Raw genomic sequence first — 19762 nt, 5'->3', positions numbered from 1 at the left:
CCGGGGTGTGTCCGCCGCCGGCGGTCGTACGAGGAGCCAGCACATGCACGTCGAACACCTCCTGGGGGACACCTCCCTCGGCCTGCGCCTGCTGTGGGCGCAGGACGCGCTGCTGAGGCGGGAGATCAGCGGAGTGACCGTCACGGATCTGGAGGACCCGGCCCGGTTCGTGCGGCCCGGGGAGGTGGTGCTCAGCGGGCTGGTGTGGTGGTCGCCGGAGGGCGGTTCCGGCAAGGCGGAGCGGTTCGTGTCCGCGCTGAAGGAGGCGGGGGCCGCCGCGCTGCTCGCGGGGGAGGAGACGCACGGCAGCGTCCCCGACGACCTGGTCGAGGCGTGCGTGCGCCACGGGCTGCCGGTGGCCGGGGTGCCCGCGCACATCATGTTCCGGGCCATCACCGACGCCGTGTACCTACGGCAGTGGGGCGCGCTCGGCCGGCACCACGCGCTGCCCGAGAACGCGCGCGTGCGCATCAGCCGGCTGCTCGCCCAGGACTCCGGACCCGGCCCCGTCCTCGAAGCCGCCTTCGCGCACCTCGACGCGGTCACCGCGTACGTGTTCACGCCCTCGGGACGGACCGTCGCGGCCACGCCGGGCGCCCCGGTCATCGCCGTACCCGAGGCCGCGGCGCTCGTGGCGGACGGCTCCGGGGTGACGGTGTCCGTCGCCTCCGCCGCCGCCTCCCCGTACGAGCGCTGGCTGCTCTACCTGCCCGACCTCGACGGCGCCCCGCCGCGCATGCTGCACGAGATCGCCGTCGCGCTGGGCAACTGCCAGGACGCCCTGGCACGCGGCCGGACGGCCGGACGGCAGGCGGCGGACGAACTGGGCGCGCTGCTGTTCGCGCCCGAGGCACGGCCCGCGGCGGTGGAGGCCGCGCTGCGGCGGTGCGGACAGGGGGAGAGCGGGCCGGTGGAGGGCTGGCCGGCGGAGGGTGCGTCGTACCGGGTGGTCGTGGCCGGGGCGGGCGCGGCGGGAGCGCTTGAGGAGGTCGCCGCGCAGGTCGCGCAGGTCGCGCAGGTCGCGCAGGACGGTGCGGGCAGGGCGATCGTGGGACGACTGCCGGACGGCTGCGCGTTCGCGGTGCTGCCCGGCGCTCTTGACGGCGGCTTGGACGGCGCTCTGGACGAGGTGTGGTCGCGCGTCGCCGCCTGCGCACCCGGTGTACCGCTGCACGGCGGCACCGGCGCGCCAGCCGTCGGGGCGGAGGGGCTCGACGGCGCACTGGCACAGGCCCGCTACGCCCTCACCTCGGCCCGGACCACCGCACCCGACGCCTCCCGCCTGACCGACGCCACCACCCTGGCCGGTCTCCACACCCTGCTCACGGGCATACCGGCCGACGTCCGCGCCGCCTACGCCCGCACCGTCCTCGGCGAGCTGCTGGAGTCCGACCGGGCCGCCACCGCCGTGCTGCTGAGCACGCTGGAGACCTTCCTGGCCTGTGACGGATCGTGGGCACGCACCGCTCGGGCGCTGCACCTGCACGTCAACACCGTGCATTACCGGATCGAGCGCGTCGAGCACTTCACCGGCCGGGACCTGTCCCGGCTGCGTGACCGCCTCGACCTGTGGGCGGCGCTGCTGTGCCGGTGAGGGCGACGGGGATGCGGTGAGGGCGACAGGGGCGCCGGTGAGGGCTACGGGGATGCCGTCGCACCGGGCCGCTGTACGCGATCTGGACTCAGACGCGGTCGATGTGCACGTTCGTGGACTTCACGCGCGCGGTGGCCTCCATGCCGACCTCCAGGCCGAGTTCCTCGACGGCTTCCCGGGTCAGCAGCGAGACCAGCCGGTGCGGGCCCGCCTGGATCTCCACCTGGGCGGCGACGTCACCGAGCTTGATGGCGGTGACGATGCCGGGAAAGGCGTTGCGGACGGAGGTGTAGGAGGCGTCCTCCTCACCGCCGGCGCTCTGGGCCAGTTCGACCGAGAAGGCGGCCAGGTCCGTGCCGGCGATCAGCCGCCGCCCGGACTCGTCGCGGTGCGTGGTCACCCGGCCGGCGTCGGCCCAGCGCCGGGCCGTGTCCGGGCTCACGCCGAGGAGCCGCGCGGCCTGGCCGATGGTGTAGGACTGCATGCCCGTCACGATAGATCGCCCCGCCCGAAACCGGGGACACGGGGGCGCGTCGGGTGCCGCGCGCCGTGACGTCGGCGTACGCGCCGGGCAGCGTACGCGCCGGGCAGCGTGCACGCCGGGCAGCGTGCACGCCGACGGGGACGGCGATGGGGGACGGCGAAAGAGACGCGATGGGACGGTGATGGGGACGGCGGTGGCTCAGCCGGTGTGGACGCGGGGGCGGCGGGAGGGGTCCGGTTCCGCCTCGCGCAGCACCTCGCGGGTGACCGGGGCGACCTCGCCCTGCCCGAAGAGGAAGAAGCGCAGGAAGTTGGCGAACGGGCTGCCCTCGGTCCACTCGAAGTAGATGTGCGGGGTGCAGCCGGTCATGTCCCGGACGTGCAGGAGGAGCGCCGCCAGGGCGTTGGGGATGGAGGCGGACTCCAGGGTCAGGACGCGGTAGCGGTTGTGCAGGACCTCGCCGCGCACGGTCAGACCGGCTTCGAACTCGGAGGGGTCGGTCACCGTGACCTCGACGAAGACGAAGTCCTCCTGTTCGGGCATCTCGTTGTCGGCGCGGATCTGCTCGATCTTGTCGCGGTACTCGGCCTTGTCGCGCCGGTCGGGCTCGTTCGCGATGAACCGGATCTTGCGGCTGGCCATGTCCCGGGCGAATCGTTCCGCCATCGGATCCATGGACACGCTGGTCACGCGCAGCTCGAAGGCACGGGCCAGCCGGGACAGCAGCGAGACCAGGATGATGCCGACGATGAAGCAGGCACCGATCTTCACACCGTCGGGGCGCTCGATCACGTTCACGACGGTCGTGTACAGGAACACCACGGCGATGATCCCGAACGTGACGGTCCAGCCGCGCTGGTTCGCCTTGCGCGCGGCGATGGTCACCGCGATCGCCGCAGAGCTGATCAGGACCAGCACACCCGTGGCGTAGGCGCCGCCCTGCGCGTCGACGTTGGCGTCGAAGATCCAGGTGACCAGGAAGGCGACCAGGGTGAAGACGATGACCATCGGGCGGACGGCACGCGCCCAGTGCGGGGCCATGCCGTAGCGCGGGAGGTAGCGCGGCATCAGGTTGAGCAGACCCGCCATGGCGGAGGCGCCGGCGAACCACAGGATGGCGATGGTCGAGACGTCGTAGACCGTGCCGAAGGCGTTGCCGAGGTACTCGTGCGCGAGGAAGGCGAGCGCACGGCCGTTGGCCTGGCCGCCGGCCTTGAACTCGTCCGCCGGGATCAGCAGCGTGGTGATGAAGCTGGTGGTGATCAGGAAGGCGCTCATGATCAGGGCGGCCGTGGTCAGCAGCTTCTTGGTGTCCCGGATCCGGCCGGTCGGGCGTTCCTCGGTGTCGTTCTCGTCGCCCTTCACGTGCGGCATGACCGCGACACCGGTCTCGAAGCCGGACAGACCGAGGGCGAGCTTCGGGAAGACGATCAGGGCCACGCCGATCATGACGAAGACGTTGCCGTGCTCCGCGGTCAGGGCGCTGGACCAGTCGGTGATCACATGCCCGGCGGTGACGACGTGGTAGAGGCCGGCGACCACGACGACGAGGTTGAGCGCGAGGTAGGTGCCGACCAGGGCGGTGGCGACGCCGATGGCCTCCAGGAAGCCCTTGAGGAACACCGCGCCGAGCAGCGCCACCAGGAACAGGGTGATCACCATCTGGTGGCCGTGCAGGGCGCTGGTCAGGTGCGGGTTCTCCACGAGGTGGGTGGAGGCGTCGGCGGCCGACAGGGTGATGGTGATGAGGAAGTCGGTGGCCGCGAAGCCCAGCAGGGTCAGGACGAACAGCTTGCCCTGCCAGAAGGACAGCAGCCGCTCCAGCATGGCGATGGAACCCTCGCCGTGCGGGCTCTCCTCGGCCACGCGGCGGTAGACCGGAAGGGCTCCGGCCAGGGTGACTATGACGAGCACGATCGTCGCGATGGGCGACAGCAGTCCGGCCGCGAGGGCGGCGATGCCCGGCTGGTAACCGAGGGTCGAGAAGTAGTCGACACCCGTCAGGCACATCACGCGCCACCAGCGCTGGGGGTGGTGCCCCGGCGTCGGTTCGGTATGGGGTCCCACCTGGCCGCCGGCCTTGCCCATGTCGGACAGCCCCTCCAGCATCCACGTGCGCAGACGACTGGGAGGGTGCTCGGTACTGGGCGGGTGCTCGGTCGTGGCCATCGGCGTGCTCCTGGTGTGCGGCTCAGCTGGGTGCGGCCATCACACGGACGGCGGCACCAGCGTAAGCGGAGAGTGACGCCAGGGCCCCTGGATCAGGGGGCGGTGGGCATCAATCTTGCGTTAAGAATGGCCCGACGGAGGGAGGTGACACATCAAGAACCGAAGGCCCGGAGCCCGAGGGGGCGGTGCAGGCGGTAAGGGGAACTGCGGCCGCGCATCCCGGCCCGGACACCGAGCGTCATCTCGTACGACACGCTCCCCATGCTGCCTCGGGCGGCGCGGATCCGCAGCCGTGGAGGGGATGTTCGGATGAGGGGACGCTCGGTGTCCGGGGGACGCTGACGCCGTGAGGGACGCCAACGCGTGAGAGACGCCAACGCGCGGGGAGGCCGACGCGCGAAGGACCTGGGAGGAGCAGCCGCTTCCGAGATGGAGGGGAGTCGCGCCCCGACAAGGAGGAGCAGCCGCTTCCGAGATGGAGGGGAGTCGCGCCCCGAGAAGGAGGAGCAGCCGCTTCCCGAGAGGGGTGCGGGGAATCGCGCGACCGGCCGCAGACGGCCCGCGGCTCCTGTACCGCGCTTCCCCGCGGAGCGGTAGCGAGCGGTTACGAGTGTTGCGAGCGGTAGCGAGTCGTTGCGGTGCGCTCAGCGAAGGCCCGAGGTCCTGAAGACGGCCAGCGCCGTCTCGCGGTCGATGCGTGCGGCGAGGCGGCGCAGGGCGGTGTTGCCGGACCGCAGGGTTCCGGCCGCCTCCGAGCGGCGGGCGCCCTCGTCGAGCCGGTACCAGAGTCCGGGGTTGCCGACGAGCACCTCGGGGTCGATCTCGACCCGGGCGCCGAGGGAGTCGCGCAGGACCAGGCGCTGGGAGACGCCGCCCAGCGGGCGCGCCACGACCAGCAGGTCGGTACGGACCCGGTGGCCGCGCAGCAGGCGGCGCGAGGCCAGCCAGCCGTCTCCGGCGCAGACGCGCGCGGGGAACAGGACGAGGAAGAGGACCAGAGCCAGCGCGAGCCACAGGGCGCAGCGCCACCAGGACAGGCTGCCGGCCGCCCAGTCGACGCACACGAGCATCCCGAGCAGCCCCGCCGCGCAGCCGACCGCGGTGCGCAGGTCCGCGGCCCAGTGCTGGTCGGACACGACGGCCCCGGAGCCGTTCGGCCGTACGGCCGCGGTCTCGGCGCGGGTGCCGGCGCGAGGGTCGTCGCGGGCGTTGTCGCGGTGCTCCATGGAACCGACGGTAGGGAGGGACGGGGGTCACGGCGCTCGGTCGTGAGGCTCCTTGATGGTTCCCTGACGGGAACGCGGCGGGTCTTGACGTGCCCGCAGCGCCCGCAGTGCCCGCAGTGCCTGGGGGCGAGGCGCGGCACGGCGCCTGCCTGGGCCTGCCTGGGCCCGCCTCACAGATCGCGGGTGTCCATCCGCAGGTGCCAGGTGTTGCGCCGGTGGACGGCCACCAGGTCGGACTCCAGCGGCGACGGCGGCACCGCGAGGACGGGGCAGGTGGCGTGGGCGAGGCAGTGTCGGCAGACGCGGCCCGAGAAGGCGCGGTGCAGGCCGCGCCGCCCGGCGCCGACGACGAGGAGGTCGTTCTCCCGGTCGGCGATCGCCACCAGCGCCCTGCCCGTCGCGCCGCGCGCGACGAGGGCGTGCATGGGGACGCCCGGACCGTCCTCGCCGAAGATCTCGTCGAGCACCGCGGCCAGCCGCTGCTTGGCGAGCCGTTGCCACTCCTCGACGAGCAGGCCGGAGCCGGCGCAGCGGCGCGCCGCCGGATCGCCGCCGGGCGGCTCCCACGCCAGCACCGGCCAGAGCTCGGCTCCCAGGCGCCGGGCCAGCGCGGCGGCCCGGCGCAGAGCCGTGACGCTGCCGAGGGAGCCGCTCACGCCGACCACCACCCGGGCGGTCGCGGGGGCGTCGTCATCGGACATGACACCACCGTTCCTCACGGGCGCCCGCGGGATTCGCCCGCGGGCGAGCCTGATTGCGGGGCTTTCTCCCATCCCACTCCCGCGCGGACGATTCGACCAGCCGACGGGACGATTTCCGTCAGGTTCGTTCTGTCGGGATCGTTCTGTCAGGTTCGCGGCATCAGGTTCTGTCAGTTTCGCTGATCGTGCGATGACGGGCGGTGTAGTTCGCGCCGGATATGCGTCGGGGCCGGTGCGCACCGTGTGTGTGCGTCCGGCCCCTCAGATCGCCGGGCGGCGTGGTGGGCCGTCCGGGGTCGCGCTCAGGCCGCGGTCATCACCTCGTCCGCACCGGACGCGCGGTGCGGTGCGATGACCCGGCCGTCGGGCAGAAGCTCACCGGTGTCCTCGAAGAGCAGGACGCCGTTGCACAGCAGACTCCACCCCTGCTCAGGGTGGTGTGACAGGAGCCGGGCGGACTCCCGGTCGGCGGATTCGGCTGGCGGACACGGCGGCTGGTGCTGGCACATGGGTGGGATCTCTCGCTCTGTCGTGGTCATGGCCGTCCCCCGTGGTGATTAGTCGGTCGGAAACCCAGTTTTGCTCTGTGGGCGTCATTCCGCAGGGATTTCGCAGTAGCGCTTCTCATCAGTTGAACACGCATCACCCGCGCGGACGGTTCATTTCAACCGGACTGCCCCTTCGGGCGGTTCGCGGTGACCGAAGAGGGGTGTCGGTCAGTTCGATGGAGATCGCATTCATGGCTCGTAGGAGCGGGAAATTGCTCGTACGAGCGTGCGGGAAAGCGCGCGTGCCCCGCTTCACAGGTCGGAAGCGGGGCACGCGGACCGGGATGTCGTTCAGGCCGGTGAGCCGAGCAGCGGGACCGGGGTGGCCCGATGGGTCAGTACGGGCAGCAACTCCGAGACCCGGTGCGGCCGGTGGGCGGAGATGCCGGGCGGCGCGGGAGCCAGCGGGATCAGCAGGTCGGTCGCGGCGGGATGGCCCTCGGCCGGGTCGGCGGTGGCGTCCCCGTGCAGCCACAGCGTGAGCATGTAGAGGCCGGGCACCGACAGCAGGCGCGGCTGGTACGGCTGTTGCACCGCTTCCGCCTGTTGCAGGGCGCGCTCGGTGGACGCGATGTAGGGGCCCTCGAAGAAGTGCGAGAAGGCCCAGCCGTCGGGTGTGAGCATGGTGTCCGCCGCGGCCACCGCGCGGTCCCCGCAACGGATCAGGAAGCGCCAGCCGGCCAGCCGGGTGGCGGACATGCCCTGCGCCGTGATCCGGTCCAGCACATGGAGCGGAAGCGGGAGTTCGGGCGTCGCGGGTCCCTGTGCGGCGCGCAGGGACGGGGTTCGGGCCTCGCGGAGCGCGGTGGGGGAACCGAGGGCCGTGAGGACGGAGCGCAGTGCGGGCGCGGGGGCAGGGGGCACGTGCAGCGGCATGGTGGGTCGCCTCTCGTTCGACAGGCGCGGCGGCGCGAGGAGGGTGGGGCGGACGACGCTGTCTGCTCACAGGTGGCCGAGGTGGTGGGCCCGGTGGTGTTGGTGGTGGGTACGGCCGAGGCCTGCCGTCCGTCACTCGACGGCAGGATCACGACAGGGACTCGGCAGGAACCGACACCGGAGCGCCAACGGTAAGCCTTGCTCGCGAAGTTTATACGAGACGTGTTCAGACGATGTTTCGTCTATCGGACTCCAGTGGAGTCCGCAAGGGGTTATTCCGCCGCCGGTTCACGGGAATCATCCCCATTTTCGGCCGGGGTATGCGGGCTGACCTCGTAGAACACCGTCAGTGCGGTCGGCTGAATGTCGTCGGCGTTTTTCACGAGACGCACTGGGAACCCGGAGGCACGTGGTGACGCATGCCCCGTGAATGTGCCCCCGGACACATTCGGCAGAGTAGCGGTCAACGGCGTCACGCGGGGCGTTATCGATCGCTTCCGTTGGGCATCATCCCACCTGACCCGGGACCAGGCGGCCGGTACCTCGGCCCATCCATCCAAGGAGGGACACTTCGATGGGGGAGAAGGTCGTGGCGGGGCAGTTCGACCTGTCCGATCGCCAGCGCTACCGCGAAAAGCTCCGAAAGTGCCTGGCGGGACTGGAGAGACTGCTGGGCGAGAAGCGGTTCGACCGCCCCAAGAACCTCATGGGGGTGGAGATCGAATTGAATCTCGCCGGAGCCGACGGTTCGGCGAGAATGCTGAACGGACAAGTACTCGAACGTATCGCGAGCCGCGATTTCCAGACAGAACTCGCCATGTTCAACCTGGAAGTGAACATAGCCCCACACCGGCTGGGAGGAAGGGTATTCGACCAGCTCGCCGAGGAACTGCGCACCTCTCTCGCATATGCCGACCGGAAGGCCGGCGAGGTGGACTCCGGGATCGTGATGATCGGCATTCTGCCGACGCTCACCCGCGACGACCTGGTCTCCGCGAACCTCTCCGAGGCGGACCGCTACACCCTGCTCAACGACCAGATCGTGGCCGCCCGGGGAGAGGACTTCCGGCTCGACATCGAGGGCGTCGAGCATCTGCTCTGCACCTCGAAGTCGATCGTCCCCGAGGCCGCGTGCACGTCCGTGCAACTGCATCTCCAGGTCACCCCCGCCCGGTTCGCCGACGTGTGGAACGCGGCGCAGGTGGCGTCGGCCGCGCAGATCGCCCTCGGCGCCAACTCGCCCTTCCTGTTCGGGCGCGAGCTGTGGCGCGAGTCCAGGCCGCCGCTGTTCCTGCAGGCCACCGACACCCGCCCGCCCGAACTCCAGGCGCAGGGCGTACGGCCGCGCACCTGGTTCGGCGAGCGCTGGATCACGTCCGTGTACGACCTGTTCGAGGAGAACCTGCGCTTCTTCCCCGCGCTGCTGCCGATCTGCGACGACGAGGAGCCGCTGGAGGTGCTCGACGCGGGCGGCGTGCCCCGGCTCGCCGAACTCGTCCTGCACAACGGCACGGTGTACCGGTGGAACCGGCCCGTCTACGACATCGCGGACGGCGTCCCGCACCTGCGCGTCGAGAACCGGGTGCTGCCCGCAGGGCCCACCGTCACCGACGTCATCGCCAACGCGGCCTTCTACTACGGGCTCGTGCGCGCGCTGGCGGAGGAGGCGCGTCCGGTGTGGAGCCGGCTGTCCTTCCAGGCGGCCGAGGCCAACTTCGACGCGGCCTGCCGCCACGGCATCGACGCACGGTTCGTCTGGCCCCGGCGCGGGCGGTACGGCGGGACCGGCGAGGTCGACGCGGTCACCCTGGTCCGCGACGAGCTGCTGCCGCTGGCCTCCGCCGGGCTGGATGCGTGGGGCGTCGAGGCCGCCGACCGCGACCTCTACCTGGGCGTCATCGAGGAGCGGTGCCGGCGGCGCGTCAACGGCGCGTCCTGGCAGGCGGCGACCTTCCACCGCGCCCTGGAACAGGGACTGAGCCGCCCAGCGGCCCTGGCCGCGACGACACGCCGCTACGCCGAACTGATGCTCGCGGGGGAGCCGGTGCATACGTGGCCGGTGGGGCTGCTGGAGACGGTGCCGTTGGGGTGAGGGGGGAGGGGGGTGTGTCGCGTTGTTGCCGGTGACCCGGTGACCCGGTGACCCGGTGACCCGGTGGGCCGGTGGGCCGGTGGGCCGGTGGGCCGGTGGGCCGGTGGGCCGGTGGGCCGGTGACCCGGTGACCCGGTGACCCGGTGGCCTGGTGGTCCCGTGGGCCGGTGGGCCGGGCTCGGGGGAGGGTCTGCGATGCTTGCGGGAGGTAGGTGAGGCAGGGGGCCGGTGAGCCGCCTGATGGTTGGAGTGCAGGTGGAGGCTGACCCGGTGGCCGAGTCCATTCCGTCCCTGACGCGGGAGAGGATTCCGCGGCGATGGCTGCGGGACGAGACCCTGCTCGTGCTGGCGCTCTCGCTCGGCGCGAGCGGAGTGTCCGCGCTCATCAGCTTCATCGGCTCGGTCACCAAGCCGGGCGGCCTCAAGGACCAGGCGGCCACACTGAACGCCTCGGCCGCGCCGGGCCGCCCCTGGCTCGACCTGACCTGGCAGCTCTTCGGCATCGCCACCGCGCTGGTCCCCGTCGCGCTCGTCGCCCACCTGCTGATGCGCGAGGGCGAGAGCCTGCGCACCCTCGGCTTCGACCGCACCCGCCCCTGGCCCGACCTGGCCCGGGGCACGGGCATCGCGGCGGTGATCGGCAGTGCCGGCATCGCCTTCTACCTGGCCGCCCGCGGCCTCGGCTTCAACCTCACCGTGGTGCCGGAGGCCCTGCCCGACGTGTGGTGGAAGTTCCCGGTGCTGATCCTCTCCGCGTTGCAGAACGCGATCCTCGAAGAGGTCATCGTCGTCGGCTATCTGCTGCGCAGACTGGGGCAGTTGGGCTGGACCCCGGGGACCGCGCTGGTGGCGAGCGCGGTCCTGCGCGGCTCGTACCACCTCTACCAGGGCATCGGCGGCTTCATCGGCAACATGGTCATGGGCGTGGTGTTCGTCTGGCTGTACCGGCGCTGGGGCCGGGTCGGCCCGCTGGTCGTCGCGCACTCCCTGCTCGACATCGGCGCGTTCGTCGGCTACGCCCTGCTCGCCGGCAAGGTGGGCTGGCTGCCCACGGCCTGAGGACCGGGCCGGCTCCTCAGACGAGCAGGTCGCCCTCGATGACCGTCACCGCGCGGCCGATGAGCAGCGTGCGTTCGCCGCGCAGCCCCGTGCGGACCAGGCCGCCGCGGCGGGAGGCCTGGAGCCCGGTCAGGTCGTCGCGGCCGAGACGGGCGGACCAGTACGGGGCCAGCGCCGTGTGGGCACTGCCGGTGACCGGGTCCTCGTCGATGCCGACGTTCGGGAAGAAGCAGCGGGAGACGAAGTCGTAGCCCTGCGCGGGGTCTTCGGCGCGGGCGGTGGCGATGATGCCGCGCGTGGAGTAGGCGGTCAGGGCCTTGTGGTCCGGGGCGAGCCCCCGCACCGTCTTCTCGTCCGCCAGCTCCACCACCAGGTCGCCGACCAGGGGGCCGGTGTCCTCGGCGGCCACCGGCTCGGCGCCCAGCGCGTCGGCGACCCCGGCCGGCACCTCGACCGGGGCGAGCGGGGCGGTCGGGAAGTCGAGGGTGATGGAGCCGTCCGCGGCGGGCGTGGCGACGAGGACGCCGCTGCGGGTCGCGAACCGTACGGGCCCCTCGTGGGCGCCGGTGGAGTGCAGGACGTGGGCCGTGGCGAGCGTGGCGTGCCCGCACATCGCCACTTCGGCGACGGGCGTGAACCAGCGCAGCGCCCAGTCCGCCTCGCCGCCCTCCGGCAACCGGTGCGCGAACGCGGTCTCGGCGTGGTTGACCTCCATGGCGACGTTCTGGAGCCAGTCGTCGTCCGGGAAGCCGCCGTCCAGGATCATGACTCCGGCCGGGTTGCCGGAGAAGGGGCGGTCGGTGAAGGCGTCGACGATTCGGATGCGCATGGCGCCGACGCTAGAGGCGCGACGAGACACGGGCCAAGGCCAATTCAGGAGTGTTGGACCCTCTTTCCAGCCGTGCAGCGCCTTCGGCACCGACGAACCCCACTTGGACCTCCGACGCGTACTCCCAGGCAGGTGTCGCCTGCGCGGGCTCGCCCACGAGTACCTCCCCGCTGCCCTCGCCCCTGCACTGCGAGGGTGGAACACCCAGCGGGGTCCCATGTCCCGGACGCGGAAGGCGTCACCCCAACGAGCGACATCCCTGTGAGAACAGATGCCGGTAGTGGGCCGACTCGGTCTGGTCCGCAGTTACGCGTCTCGATCGGCTTCCTGAGCTGCACGCTCCAGCCGGGATCGATAGTTCTCCCACCAGGCTGAGTCGCCCGGCGGCATGCTGTCGTTGCCCTGGTTCATTCCCACGGCCCCGTCTATGAGTTCCCGGAGGATGTCCGCGTGCCCGGCGTGCCGATGCGTATCGGCGATCACGCGCACCACGGCATGGTGCAACGTCACCTCGTTCCTTCCGCTGGGCCACCACGGCACCTTGCCGATCGTGTCCAGAGCCAGCGCGTCGATCGTCGCGTCCGCGTGCGCCCACGCCCGGCGGTAAAGCTCCACGATGTGATCGCGTGACTCGTCGGCCGTGGCCCACATATCCGCGTTGGGCTCAGCACCGTCTTCGAGCCAAGGCAGCGGCTCGCCGGACTGCCGTCCGAAGGTGGCGCCGAGGTAGCCCAGCTCCACACTGGCCACGTGTTTCACCAGGCCCAGAAGGTTGGTGCCGGTCGGCGTCAGCGGGCGGCGGCTGTCGTACTCCGAGAGCCCTTCGAGCTTCCAGAGCAAGGCATCACGGGCGGACTGCAGATAAAAGTGAAGGTCAGCCTTGGGATCCGATGCGGTCATGGGGCCAGCCTGCCGCTTGAACGATCTTCACCCACCGCCTTTTCCGCTACTCGCGGCGAACCAGATCATCTGAAACGGCGAGCCAATCGGACCAGATCACTTGAGACAGGGACCGGCTCGACAGAGACAGGACAACACTCTCCTCGGGCAGGGCATTGTCATGCGATCGGTTCCGATATATCGTTGAGGCATCGCGTAAGAGACGCGAGTAGTACGTGACAGATCAGCGATGGAATGGAGTGATCGTGATGCGTAACCACGGATTCGAGCGTGGGCATGGTCAGGACGGCCCGGGTGGGCGGGGTCGGGGTGGCTTCGGTGGATTCGGTGCTTTTGAGGGGCGTCGGGCCGCCTTCGGGCCCTTCGGGCCGGGTGGACCCGGGTTCGGGCCCGGAGGGCCGGGCTTCGGGCCGGGGCCCTGGGGTCCCCGAGGGCGCGGCGGGCCGCGGGGGAGGGCGCGGCGCGGTGATGTGCGGGCGTCGATCCTGGCCCTGCTCAAGGACCGGCCGATGCACGGCTACGAGATGATCCAGGAGATCGCCGAGCGCAGCGGCGGCGCGTGGCGGCCGAGCCCCGGTTCGGTCTACCCGACCCTGCAACTGCTGGAGGACGAGGGTCTGATCGTCAGCGAGACCGAGGGCGGCAAGAAGCTGTTCTCCCTCACAGAAAGCGGCCGTAGCGCCGCCGAGGAGGGGCCGGACGCCCCGTGGGAGGAGGCCTCGCGCGGGGTCGACTGGGAGGCCCTGGGCGAGATCCGCCAGGCCGGCTTCGGTCTGATGGAGGCCTTCGGGCAGGTCTGGAAGACCGGCACCAAGGAACAGCGCGACAAGGCGCTGGCCGTCATCAACGAGGCCCGCAAGAAGCTGTACCTGATTCTCGCCGACGAGGACTGAGGTCGTCCGGCGCGAGCGGCGAGGTCGTTTGGTCGTGAAGGCGCCCCGTGGAGTCCCGCGGGGCGCCTTCACGCGTTCTGGCTCAGGTGACCAGTCCGCCCAGCTTGCGCAGCGACTCGTTCAGGGCCGCCGTCGCCGAGTCCTTGAGCTTGCCCGCCATCAGCGACACCGCCGCGCCGGTGAACTCGCCGTCGATGCGGACCGATGTGGCGTCGCCGTCGGGGGTGAGTGTGTAGCGGGTCGCGACGGTCACCGCCATCGGGCCCTTGCCCCGGATCGCGAGCACCCGGGCCGCCTCCAGCTCCTCGATGGTCCAGTCGACCTCTGCCGGAAAGCCCATCAGCTTCATGTTCTCCTGGAACGTCCCGCCCACCGCCAGGTTCTTTGGACCGCCCGCGGGGAAACTGGTGTGGGTCGCGTTCCACTCCCCGTACGACGGCCAGTCGGTGAGCTGGGTCCACACCTTCTCGGCCGGCGCCTCGATGCGTGCCTCCGCGCTGACTTCGGCCATGAGACCACCCCTTCGTATCGGGCTACGGTGTCGCGGAACGTAGCGGCAGGGCGTCGAACATTCAATACTGATGAATCGTCAGAAGTATTGCGCGACTGAGGTGTTGAGTGAAAAGGGTGAGTGTCACGCGACGACGCGGCGTATCAGCGCCGCGTCGAAGAGGTCCCACGCACGCGGGAACGCGCTCTCGTCGTGGCAGTGCCAGGCCTCCCAGAACAGGTCGGCGAGCAGTGCGTCCTCCGGGGCGTACACCCGGTACACGTACTGCTTGCCGTCGATCGCCGGCAGTGCCACCAGCCAGCACTCGCATCCGTCCTCCACACTGATGAGGGACGTGCGCGGCCCCATATGCGGTTGCGTACGGGGCGCTTGGCAAGACGGCGCGCGCCCCCAGGGGGATTTCGGCCTGATCTCCTCCCCAAGGATGAGATTTCGGCCAGGGGTGTCCACTCTGTGTGGGACGCGAAGATGGTTCCCCTCGCGGATGTGAGGACCCGTCGTGACTGATGGGCTAGAGGATGTGCAACCCCGTATAGCCCACCAGCCCGCCCCTGACGAGGGCGGCCCGCGTGCGGACGGCCGCGCGGACGACGCTGCCGGGCTCAGTGCCGAGCTGGCGGCGGTGGTCGCCGGTGCCCGCCGCCGGGCCGTGCGGGACGGAGACCGTCAGATCGACACCGCTCATCTGCTCCACTCGCTCCTGGAGGCCGACCCCCAGGCCCGTGCCGCCGTCGGCACCTCCGCCCAACTCGCCCGCCTGCTCGGCTACCTCGTGCAGCGCAGCATCGGCTACGGCCTGCGCTGGCAGAGCGGCGTCGAGGACTTTGGCGCCGGTGCCGTCGCCGTCGTCCCCCGACCCGCCCGCCACGGCGGCGAGTCCAAGAACGCCGGGGGCTGGTCGCCCGTCGCCGCGGCGTCGATGGAGGACGCCAGGCGGCGCGCCCGGCACCGCGGTGAGCACCAGGCAACCGGCACCGACCTGCTCGCCGCGCTCGTCGTGGACCCGCGGTCCCGAGCCGTCGAGGTCCTGGAGCGCGCCGGCATCTCCGCATCCTCCCTCCGTACCCGGACCGAGTCAGGGGCCGGGTCCCGGCCCGGGTCCGGGGTCGGGTGCGAGTCAGGGGCAGGCTCGGGGACAGAGTCAGGGGCCGGCATGGGTGAGCTCGCCGACGACGGAGCGACCTGCTGACGGGGCGGTGCGACCTGCTGGCGGCGTGGTGCGAGGTGCCTGGCGGCGTGGTGCCAGGTGCCTGACGGCACGGTGCGAGATGCCTGGCGGCGCGATATGAGCTGCTGACGGCGGGCCGCCCCCTCCCGTCCACCCCCTGAGACAGGTGTCAAGGGAAGTGACGCTCATGTCATCGCCTGTCATCATGTGCCCGTGCATACGTCTGAAAGCAGTCAGGGCAGCCACGGCAAGGGCGTCGGGCTCGGTCTGGCGCTGGTGTCGGCGCTGGCCTTCGGAGGGTCGGGAGTGGCGGCGAAGCCGCTGATAGAAGCGGGCCTTGAGCCCCTCCATGTGGTGTGGCTGAGGGTGGCCGGCGCCGCCGTGGTCATGCTGCCCCTCGCCGTGCGGCACCGTTCGCTGGTGCGCCGTCGCCCGGCCCTGCTCGCCGGGTTCGGACTGCTCGCCGTCGCCGGTGTCCAGGCCTGCTACTTCGCCGCGATCTCCCGCATACCCGTCGGTGTGGCGCTGCTCCTCGAGTACTTCGCGCCCGCGCTGGTGCTCGGCTGGGTGCGGTTCGTGCAGCGCCGGCCGGTGACGCGGGCCGCCGCGCTCGGCGTGGTCCTCGCGGCCGGCGGACTCGCCTGTGTCGTGGAGGTCTGGAAGGGGCTGAGCTTCGACGCGCTGGGCCTGCTGCTCGCGTTCGGCGCCGCCTGCTGCCAGGTCGGCTACTTCGTCCTGTCCGACCAGGGCAGCGACGCGGGCGACGAGGCGCCGGACCCGCTCGGCGTGATCGCCTACGGCCTGCTGGTCGGCGCCCTCGTGCTCACCGTCGTCGCCCGTCCCTGGAGCATGGACTGGTCGGTGCTGGCGGGCTCCGCGGATATGAACGGCACCGCGGTACCGGCGCTCGCGCTGATCCTGTGGATCGTCCTCGTCGCTACGGTCGTCGCGTACATCACCGGCGTGCTGTCGGTACGGCGGCTCTCCCCGCAGGTCGCGGGTGTCGTCGCCTGCCTGGAGGCGGTCATCGCGACCGTGCTGGCCTGGGTGCTGCTCGGCGAGCACCTCTCGGGCCCCCAGGTCGTGGGCGGCGCGGTCGTCCTCGTCGGCGCGTTCATCGCGCAGTCCTCGGCGCCGGCCAAGGGTTCCCCGGAACCCGTCGCGGCCGGTGGCGCGGAGCGCGAGTTGTCCGTACGCGGCACGGCCGCCTAAGGTGCTGACCATGCCGTCGACGCTCGTTCTGCCGCCCCCGGCCGCCTGAGGCGGGCCTCCGGGAGTCCATGCCCAGCGCTGTCCGGCGCAGGGCGTGACGGTGCTGCCCGCAGATGAAGTCCACGCGCCCCGCCGAGCGGGCCGCCTTCCCACTTCCGCACCTCCTCGGTGCGCTTCTGCGGAGAAATCCTCGTGTCGAACGCTGTCTCAGGCCTGTCCGTCGGACGTGGCCTGCTCTACCTGATCGTCACCGGTGCCACCTGGGGCACCGCGGGCGCCGCCGCCTCCCTGGTCTACCGGGCGGGCGACATGGGCCCCTTCACCCTGTCCTTCTGGCGCTGCGCCGTCGGCCTCGTGCTGCTGATGGCCGGGCGTCTGCTGCGCCGCCCGGCCCATGTGGCCACGGCCGAGCCGCTGCGCCGCCGCGTCGCGAAGGCCGCCGCCACCGGCATCGGGCTCGCGGTGTTCCAGACCGCCTACTTCGCGGCCGTGGAGTCGACCGGGCTGGCCGTGGCCACCGTGGTCACACTCGGCGCGGGCCCCGTCCTCATCGCGCTCGGCGCCAGGCTGCTCCTGGGGGAGCGGCTGGGCGCGGGCGGCGTCCTCGCGGTCGCCGGGGCGCTCGCGGGGCTGGTCGTGCTGACCTTCGGCGGCTCGGCCGCCACGGTCCGGCCGGCCGGCGTGCTCTTCGCGCTCGTGGCGGCGGCCGGGTACAGCGCGATGACCCTGCTGACCCGGTGGTGGGGCCGCGACGGCGCTGCCGACGCCTCCGACACCACGATCTGGGCCTTCGGCGTCACCGCCCTGTTCCTGCTCCCGCTCGCCCTGGGGGAGGGGCTGTTCCCGCACACCGACCACCCCGTGCGGCTGCTGGCGCTGCTGCTCTACATCGCGTCCGTGCCGACGGCACTCGCCTACGCCCTGTACTTCGCCGGCGCCGCCGTCGTACGGTCCGCGACCGTCTCCGTGATCATGCTGCTGGAGCCGGTGACCGCGGCCGTGCTCGCGGTCGCCCTGCTCGGTGAACGCCTCACGACGGCCACCGTGACCGGCACCCTGCTGATGCTCGGAGCTGTCGCGGGACTCGCGCTGAGCGAGGCCCGCGGGGCGGGACGCCGGGAGCCGGTCTCCGTGTGAGCCCGCCGCGGCCTCCATGTGCCCCTGCTACGGCGTCCATGTGCCCCAGCTGCGGCGTCCATGTGCTCCTGCCGCGGTCTCCGTGTGAGCCCGCCGCGGCCTCCATGTGCCCCTGCTACGGCGTCCATGTGCTCCTGCCGCGGCCTTCGTGCGAGCCCGCCGCCTGCTACGCCAACGCCTTGACGTAGTCCGGGAGTTCGACTCCGGGCGTCAGGTCGGCGTTGTCCACGGGGGTGCCGTGGGCCGTGCGGAGCGGGACGACGCCGGCCCAGTGCGGCAGGGCGAGGTCCTCGGGCTCGTCGAGTGCGCCGCCGGTGCGGGTCTTCGCCGAGACCTCATCGAGGTCGAGGCGGATCACCGCGGTGGCGGCCAGCTCCTTCTTGTTGGCGGGCCGGGAGTCGGCGGCCCGGCCCGGTACGACCTGGTCCACCAGGGCGTCCAGGGCCTGCCGCCGCTCCTGCGGGTCCGTGACGTCTCGGGCGATGCCGTGCACCACCACGGACCGGTAGTTGATCGAGTGGTGGAAGGCGGAGCGGGCCAGCACCAGCCCGTCGACGTGCGTGACCGTCAGACACACCTTCAGGCCCGGGTGGGCCTGGCTCGTGCCGGTCTGACCTGCGTCGGTCTGGCCCGGGTCGGTCTGACCGGGGTCGGTCTGGCCCGTGTCGGCCTGCCCCGCCATCCGCAGCGGACGCGAACCGGTGGACCCGTGGACGTAGAGCCGCTCGCCGACGCGGGCGTACAGCGTCGGCAGCACCACGGGGGCGCCGTCGCGGACGAACCCGAGGTGGCAGACGTAGCCCTCGTCGAGTATCGCGTGCACCAGGTCCCTGTCGTACGACGCCTTGTGCGCGGCCCGGGTCGGCACGGTGCGGTCGGTCGGTGTGTATGCGGTGGACTGCGCCGGCACCTTCTCGGTCCCCTGCATGACGGGCCTCCATTGACGGATGTATTGCACTAGTGCATAATTTGGTTTGTGCTAGGAGAGTATCCGATTCATGGCCGTGGCGCAGCGGAGATCGCCGCCAGCGTCGAGCGCGCGGTCGGCAACGGAGACCTGGAACCGGGCCAACCCCTGCCTCCCATGCGGGAGTTGGCGACCCGGCTCGGGGTGAACCCCAACACGGTCGCGGCCGCGTATCGCACCCTGCGCGAGCGCGGGGTGATCGAGACCGCCGGGCGCCGCGGCAGCAGGGTCAGGCCCAAACCGGCCACGACGGGGCGCGAGGCGCTGCGCGTGGAGTTGTCCGCCGGGGTGCGGGACCTGTCGACCGGCAACCCCGACACCGCCCTGCTGCCGAGCCTCGCCACGGCCCTCGCCGCCTCGGCGGCACGGGCCGACCGGACGCCGTTTCTCTACGGCGACGATCCCGTCGACCCGGACCTCGCCCGGATCGCCCGTGCCGAACTCGACGCCGACGGCGTCCCTGACGGCCCGCTGACCGTCACCTCGGGGTCCCTGGACGCGATCGAACGCGTTCTCGCGGCCCGTCTCAGGCCGGGCGACGCCGTCGCCGTCGAGGACCCGGGCTGGGGCAGCACCCTGGATCTGATCCCCGCGCTCGGACTGCGCACGGTCCCGGTGGGGCTGGACGACGACGGCCCGCTCCCCGACGATCTGCGCGGCGCCCTGCGGGCCGGGGCGAGCGCAGTGATCGTCACCGACCGCGCGCAGAACCCGACCGGGGCATCGGTGAGCGCCACGCGCGCGCGTGCCCTGCGCGCGGTCCTGCGCGAGCACCCCGAGACCCTGCTGATCGAGGACGACCACGGCCACGCCATCGTCGATCTCCCGCTGCACCCCCTCGCGGGAGCCACCCGGCACTGGGCCCTCGTCCGCTCGGCCTCCAAGGCCTACGGCCCCGACCTGCGGGTCGCCGTCCTCACCGGCGACCCCGTCACGGTCGACCGGGTGCGTGGCCGCCAGCGGCTCGGACCGGGCTGGGTGAGCCTCCTGCTCCAGCGCGCGGTGGCCACGCTGTGGGCCGACGGCGCGGTGGACAGGGCGGCGGTGGCGGCGGCTTACGGGGAGCGGCGGCAGGCCCTGGTCGACGCGCTCGCGGACCACGGCGTCACGGCCTACGGCCGCAGCGGCATGAACGTCTGGGTCCCGGTCCCCGACGAGACGGCCGCGGTCGCCCGGCTGCTGCAGTCCGGATGGGGCGTGGCTCCCGGCTCCCGCTTCCGCCTCGACACTCCACCGGGCATCCGCATCACGATCTCGCCCGTCGCGGTCGCGGACATCGCCCCGCTGGCGGAGGCGGTGGCGGCAGCGGTACGACCGTCCCCCGACCGCTCGTACCGCTGAGGGGGTGCGTGTACGGCGTCGTGCCTGTACGGCGTCCTGCCTGTGCGGGGTGCAG

Annotated in this window: 19 protein-coding genes; 8 read left to right on the top strand and 11 right to left on the bottom strand. The window is 71.9% G+C overall.

What is annotated here, in order from left to right; all coding sequences use genetic code 11:
- The first annotated feature begins 43 nt into the window (after window positions 1–43).
- Window positions 44–1594, top strand: a complete 1551-nt coding sequence (locus ACGFYV_RS30275) for a helix-turn-helix domain-containing protein (RefSeq protein ID WP_393881696.1) — start codon at window positions 44–46, stop codon at window positions 1592–1594.
- Window positions 1595–1682: 88 nt separating this feature from the next.
- Here ACGFYV_RS30275 and ACGFYV_RS30270 read toward each other — a convergent pair whose 3' ends face one another.
- From ACGFYV_RS30270 to ACGFYV_RS30245, 6 genes are all read right to left on the bottom strand, one after another.
- Window positions 1683–2078, bottom strand: coding sequence for a molybdopterin-binding protein (locus ACGFYV_RS30270; protein ID WP_393881695.1), 396 nt, complete (start codon window positions 2076–2078; stop codon window positions 1683–1685).
- A gap of 198 nt (window positions 2079–2276) precedes the next feature.
- A complete protein-coding gene (locus tag ACGFYV_RS30265; protein ID WP_393881694.1) occupies window positions 2277–4247 on the bottom strand; it encodes an APC family permease in 1971 nt (656 codons plus the stop codon).
- Window positions 4248–4891: 644 nt separating this feature from the next.
- The gene (locus ACGFYV_RS30260) at window positions 4892–5473 is read right to left on the bottom strand and encodes a hypothetical protein (RefSeq protein WP_393881693.1); all 582 of its coding nucleotides are present in this window, start codon (window positions 5471–5473) and stop codon (window positions 4892–4894) included.
- Between the two features lie 170 nt (window positions 5474–5643).
- The gene (locus ACGFYV_RS30255; RefSeq protein WP_393881692.1) at window positions 5644–6174 is read right to left on the bottom strand and encodes a universal stress protein; all 531 of its coding nucleotides are present in this window, start codon (window positions 6172–6174) and stop codon (window positions 5644–5646) included.
- A 302-nt stretch (window positions 6175–6476) separates the two neighbouring features.
- Window positions 6477–6683 carry a DUF5999 family protein gene (locus tag ACGFYV_RS30250; protein WP_393881716.1) on the bottom strand — a complete coding sequence of 69 codons (207 nt, stop codon included), beginning with the start codon at window positions 6681–6683 and terminating at the stop codon, window positions 6477–6479.
- 330 nt (window positions 6684–7013) lie between these two features.
- On the bottom strand, window positions 7014–7598 hold the full coding sequence (locus tag ACGFYV_RS30245; RefSeq protein WP_393881691.1) for a hypothetical protein: 585 nt from the start codon (window positions 7596–7598) through the stop codon (window positions 7014–7016).
- A gap of 574 nt (window positions 7599–8172) precedes the next feature.
- Here ACGFYV_RS30245 and ACGFYV_RS30240 point away from each other — a divergent pair.
- Window positions 8173–9690, top strand: a complete 1518-nt coding sequence (locus tag ACGFYV_RS30240; RefSeq protein WP_393881690.1) for a glutamate--cysteine ligase — start codon at window positions 8173–8175, stop codon at window positions 9688–9690.
- A gap of 240 nt (window positions 9691–9930) precedes the next feature.
- Entirely contained in the window at window positions 9931–10749 is an 819-nt protein-coding gene (locus ACGFYV_RS30235; RefSeq protein ID WP_393881689.1) for a CPBP family intramembrane glutamic endopeptidase, read from the top strand.
- A gap of 16 nt (window positions 10750–10765) precedes the next feature.
- Here ACGFYV_RS30235 and ACGFYV_RS30230 read toward each other — a convergent pair whose 3' ends face one another.
- On the bottom strand, window positions 10766–11578 hold the full coding sequence (locus tag ACGFYV_RS30230) for a PhzF family phenazine biosynthesis protein (protein ID WP_393881688.1): 813 nt from the start codon (window positions 11576–11578) through the stop codon (window positions 10766–10768).
- 306 nt (window positions 11579–11884) lie between these two features.
- On the bottom strand, window positions 11885–12478 hold the full coding sequence (locus tag ACGFYV_RS30225) for a DinB family protein (RefSeq protein WP_393881687.1): 594 nt from the start codon (window positions 12476–12478) through the stop codon (window positions 11885–11887).
- 248 nt (window positions 12479–12726) lie between these two features.
- Here ACGFYV_RS30225 and ACGFYV_RS30220 point away from each other — a divergent pair, with 248 nt between their 5' ends.
- Window positions 12727–13371 carry a PadR family transcriptional regulator gene (locus tag ACGFYV_RS30220; protein ID WP_393881686.1) on the top strand — a complete coding sequence of 215 codons (645 nt, stop codon included), beginning with the start codon at window positions 12727–12729 and terminating at the stop codon, window positions 13369–13371.
- An 82-nt stretch (window positions 13372–13453) separates the two neighbouring features.
- Here ACGFYV_RS30220 and ACGFYV_RS30215 read toward each other — a convergent pair whose 3' ends face one another.
- Both ACGFYV_RS30215 and ACGFYV_RS30210 read right to left on the bottom strand, forming a co-directional pair.
- The gene (locus tag ACGFYV_RS30215; protein ID WP_393881685.1) at window positions 13454–13882 is read right to left on the bottom strand and encodes an SRPBCC family protein; all 429 of its coding nucleotides are present in this window, start codon (window positions 13880–13882) and stop codon (window positions 13454–13456) included.
- A 123-nt stretch (window positions 13883–14005) separates the two neighbouring features.
- A complete protein-coding gene (locus ACGFYV_RS30210; RefSeq protein WP_393881718.1) occupies window positions 14006–14230 on the bottom strand; it encodes a hypothetical protein in 225 nt (74 codons plus the stop codon).
- Between the two features lie 172 nt (window positions 14231–14402).
- Here ACGFYV_RS30210 and ACGFYV_RS30205 point away from each other — a divergent pair, with 172 nt between their 5' ends.
- The 3 genes from ACGFYV_RS30205 to ACGFYV_RS30195 all read left to right on the top strand — a co-directional run bounded on the left by ACGFYV_RS30205 (window position 14403) and on the right by ACGFYV_RS30195 (window position 17399).
- Window positions 14403–15071: a Clp protease N-terminal domain-containing protein gene (locus ACGFYV_RS30205; protein ID WP_393881684.1), complete on the top strand. Its 669-nt coding sequence runs from the start codon at window positions 14403–14405 to the stop codon at window positions 15069–15071.
- 186 nt (window positions 15072–15257) lie between these two features.
- Window positions 15258–16262: a DMT family transporter gene (locus ACGFYV_RS30200; RefSeq protein ID WP_393881683.1), complete on the top strand. Its 1005-nt coding sequence runs from the start codon at window positions 15258–15260 to the stop codon at window positions 16260–16262.
- Window positions 16263–16454: 192 nt separating this feature from the next.
- Window positions 16455–17399 (top strand): DMT family transporter, encoded by a 945-nt coding sequence (locus ACGFYV_RS30195; protein WP_393881682.1) that lies wholly within the window; start codon window positions 16455–16457, stop codon window positions 17397–17399.
- A 166-nt stretch (window positions 17400–17565) separates the two neighbouring features.
- Here the strand turns inward: ACGFYV_RS30195 and ACGFYV_RS30190 are convergent, their stop codons facing one another.
- Complete coding sequence (locus ACGFYV_RS30190; RefSeq protein ID WP_393881681.1) at window positions 17566–18327, bottom strand: pyridoxamine 5'-phosphate oxidase family protein; 762 nt, start codon at window positions 18325–18327, stop codon at window positions 17566–17568.
- 48 nt (window positions 18328–18375) lie between these two features.
- On the opposite strand from ACGFYV_RS30190, the gene ACGFYV_RS30185 reads away from it, so the two are divergent.
- Window positions 18376–19707: an aminotransferase class I/II-fold pyridoxal phosphate-dependent enzyme gene (locus ACGFYV_RS30185; protein ID WP_393881680.1), complete on the top strand. Its 1332-nt coding sequence runs from the start codon at window positions 18376–18378 to the stop codon at window positions 19705–19707.
- Window positions 19708–19762 lie beyond the last annotated feature (55 nt).

Origin of the sequence: Streptomyces sp. NPDC048297 (genome assembly GCF_043201585.1) — a bacterium.
GTDB lineage: Bacteria > Actinomycetota > Actinomycetes > Streptomycetales > Streptomycetaceae > Streptomyces.
This window is presented reverse-complemented; position numbering and strand designations above follow the sequence as displayed.

Bases quoted from the DNA above. Each gene is read 5' to 3' on its own strand.
- ACGFYV_RS30275 (WP_393881696.1), top strand. From the start codon at position 44: ATGCACGTCGAACACCTCCTGGGGGACACCTCCCTCGGCCTGCGCCTG.
- ACGFYV_RS30270 (WP_393881695.1), bottom strand. From the start codon at position 2,078: ATGCAGTCCTACACCATCGGCCAGGCCGCGCGGCTCCTCGGCGTGAGC.
- ACGFYV_RS30265 (WP_393881694.1), bottom strand. From the start codon at position 4,247: ATGGCCACGACCGAGCACCCGCCCAGTACCGAGCACCCTCCCAGTCGT.
- ACGFYV_RS30260 (WP_393881693.1), bottom strand. From the start codon at position 5,473: ATGGAGCACCGCGACAACGCCCGCGACGACCCTCGCGCCGGCACCCGC.
- ACGFYV_RS30255 (WP_393881692.1), bottom strand. From the start codon at position 6,174: ATGTCCGATGACGACGCCCCCGCGACCGCCCGGGTGGTGGTCGGCGTG.
- ACGFYV_RS30250 (WP_393881716.1), bottom strand. From the start codon at position 6,683: ATGTGCCAGCACCAGCCGCCGTGTCCGCCAGCCGAATCCGCCGACCGG.
- ACGFYV_RS30245 (WP_393881691.1), bottom strand. From the start codon at position 7,598: ATGCCGCTGCACGTGCCCCCTGCCCCCGCGCCCGCACTGCGCTCCGTC.
- ACGFYV_RS30240 (WP_393881690.1), top strand. From the start codon at position 8,173: ATGGGGGAGAAGGTCGTGGCGGGGCAGTTCGACCTGTCCGATCGCCAG.
- ACGFYV_RS30235 (WP_393881689.1), top strand. From the start codon at position 9,931: ATGGTTGGAGTGCAGGTGGAGGCTGACCCGGTGGCCGAGTCCATTCCG.
- ACGFYV_RS30230 (WP_393881688.1), bottom strand. From the start codon at position 11,578: ATGCGCATCCGAATCGTCGACGCCTTCACCGACCGCCCCTTCTCCGGC.
- ACGFYV_RS30225 (WP_393881687.1), bottom strand. From the start codon at position 12,478: ATGACCGCATCGGATCCCAAGGCTGACCTTCACTTTTATCTGCAGTCC.
- ACGFYV_RS30220 (WP_393881686.1), top strand. From the start codon at position 12,727: ATGCGTAACCACGGATTCGAGCGTGGGCATGGTCAGGACGGCCCGGGT.
- ACGFYV_RS30215 (WP_393881685.1), bottom strand. From the start codon at position 13,882: ATGGCCGAAGTCAGCGCGGAGGCACGCATCGAGGCGCCGGCCGAGAAG.
- ACGFYV_RS30210 (WP_393881718.1), bottom strand. From the start codon at position 14,230: ATGGGGCCGCGCACGTCCCTCATCAGTGTGGAGGACGGATGCGAGTGC.
- ACGFYV_RS30190 (WP_393881681.1), bottom strand. From the start codon at position 18,327: ATGCAGGGGACCGAGAAGGTGCCGGCGCAGTCCACCGCATACACACCG.